We start from the raw sequence: 2,209 nt of genomic DNA on the forward strand, positions 1-2,209 counted from the left end.
CCGCGCGCGCACTTCCTGCTCGTTCATGCCCACGGTCGAGATCTCGGGCACCGCGTAAATGCCGTAAGGATAGTATTGCGGCGCCGGCGGCATCGGCAGCCCGAAAGCATGGCACGCGGCGATGCGGCCCTGCTCCATCGAGGTCGAGGCCAGGCTGGGAAAGCCGATCACGTCGCCCGCCGCATAGATATGCGGCACATCGGTCTGGAAGGTTTTCGCATCGACCTTCAACCGCCCGCGGTTGTCAGCCCCAAGCCCGCACTTGGCAAGATCGAGGTCCTCGGTCGCGCCCTTGCGCCCCGCAGCGTAAAGCAGCATGTCCGATCGCAGAATACGCCCGTCGGTCAGCGTGGTGACCACCGCATTGCCGATCCGCTCGATCCTGGCCACCCCCACGCCCAGCCGGATCACCATGCCGCGATCGCGCAGATCGTGGACGAATTCATCGATGATCTCGCGGTCGATGAAATCAAGAAACGTCTCGCGCGGTTCCACCAGCGTGACCGGCACGTCCATCGCGCTGAAGATCGTGGCGTATTCGAAGCCGATCACGCCCGCGCCCACCACCACCAGGCTGCGCGGCACGCGCGGGGTTTCGATCATCGAATCGCTGTCGAGCACGTGCGTATCGTCGAACGGCACATCGTCGGGCCGAAACGGCACCGTGCCCACCGCGATCAGGATGCGCGTGCCCATGACCACCAGTTCGCTGTCATCCTCGGCGCGCACCGACAGCCGGTGCGGATCGAGAAACCGCGCGGTGCCAGCGATCGTCTGCACGCCGTTGCGCTGGAACTGGTGCTCGAGCACATCGACTTCGTGCTCCAGCGTCTTGGTCAGCCGGTTGCCGAGATCGGCGCCGCAAATGTCCTTCTTGACCCGGTACGAATGGCCATAGAACCCCCGCTCGCGCCAGCCCGAAAGGTTCAACGCGGTCTCGCGCAAGGTCTTGCTGGGGATCGTGCCCGTATGCACCGACACCCCGCCAACCCGCCGCCGCCCTTCGACCACCAGCACCGAATGGCCCAGCTTGGCCGCCTGCACCGCCGCACGGCGCCCCGCCGGCCCGCTGCCGATCACGATCAGGTCATAGCTCTGCATGGTTGCCCCCCGGATGCATCTGGCCCCATTTCCCATGGGCCAGCGACTATGCGACGGCAGGCATGAACCCACCGACCCGTCCTGCATCCGTGATCGCACCTAGCTGGCGTTCAGCCCTGCGGCGCGACCGGCTTCCTGTAAGAGCAGGCTATCGAAGGAGCAGGGCGCTGCCAAGTCTGAAGACATGCGGTCAGAGCGCGCGGCGCGCCGGACGATGCGATCGACCACCGATGGCGCCGTGGCAGGCCCGGGAACCCGCAGCGAAAGCCGAAGCCGGGCGCGGCGCTCGATTCCATTTCGAAACTGAATGACGTAGGCCAAAGAGCAGTTTAGCGATGCGGCATGACCAAAATAATGGCTGCACTGAAAACCTACGCCCGCGAAGTCCGCCAGCAAAGGCGCGCTCATCCCGCGACGTCCGAACCTGCGCTTGCCCCGCACTTTCAGCGACTGGTCGCCGACCTCCTGCCCCTGTTGCCCGCTGCCCCACAATTGACGGTCGTTCCCGAATTCAACAATCCCGGCGTCGGACGACCCGACATCGCACTCAAGCGGGCGGGCCAGCCGGCGCGGGCTTTCATCGAACTAAAAGCTCCCGCCAAGTCGGCCAACCCCGACCGCTGGCGCGACGCGCATGACAAGCGCCAATATGAACGGCTCAAGGAACTGGCGGCATGGGCGGCCTGCAACTTTGCCGATTTCCGGCTCTATGAGCGCGATGACTTGCAGGGCGAAGCGGGGATCGTCCCGGCGCGCGCGCTCGCCTTCGAAACGACCGACCGCGCCGCCGATGCGCTGATCGACAACCACGACGCTCAGCCGTTTCTCGACCTTCTCGCCACGCTTGCCCGCACCGATGCCCCCGCTGCGCGCAATGCCGAGCAACTGGCCGAAATGCTGGCCCACTCGGCGCGCATCGTGCGCAGCGCGGTGCAGGAGCGTGTCAGCCAGCTTCGCGCGGACGGCTTCAACAACGATCCGCTGATGCTCGTGCGCAACACCTTCCGCAACGTGCTTTACGCGCACCCCGAAGCCGGCGGCTATCCGGCCACCGATTTCGACGCGCTGTTCTCTGCCGCCTTCGCGCAGACGCTGTCCTTCGGCCTGT

2 protein-coding genes are annotated in these 2,209 nt (G+C 65.7%); one reads left to right on the top strand and one right to left on the bottom strand.

From position 1 onward, the window contains the following. Window positions 1-1,101 (bottom strand): Si-specific NAD(P)(+) transhydrogenase (gene sthA, locus Q0R16_RS06785; protein ID WP_295633978.1); only part of this gene is annotated, 1,101 nt, incomplete at its 3' end. A gap of 342 nt (window positions 1,102-1,443) precedes the next feature. Between sthA and Q0R16_RS06790 the strand changes: the two genes are divergently transcribed. Next, window positions 1,444-2,209, top strand: a 766-nt coding sequence (locus Q0R16_RS06790) for a hypothetical protein (RefSeq protein WP_295633981.1), incomplete at its 3' end; no start/stop codon positions are given.

The sequence above is a fragment of the Novosphingobium sp. genome (assembly GCF_025351285.1).
In the GTDB taxonomy this organism is placed as follows: Bacteria; Pseudomonadota; Alphaproteobacteria; order Sphingomonadales; family Sphingomonadaceae; genus Novosphingobium.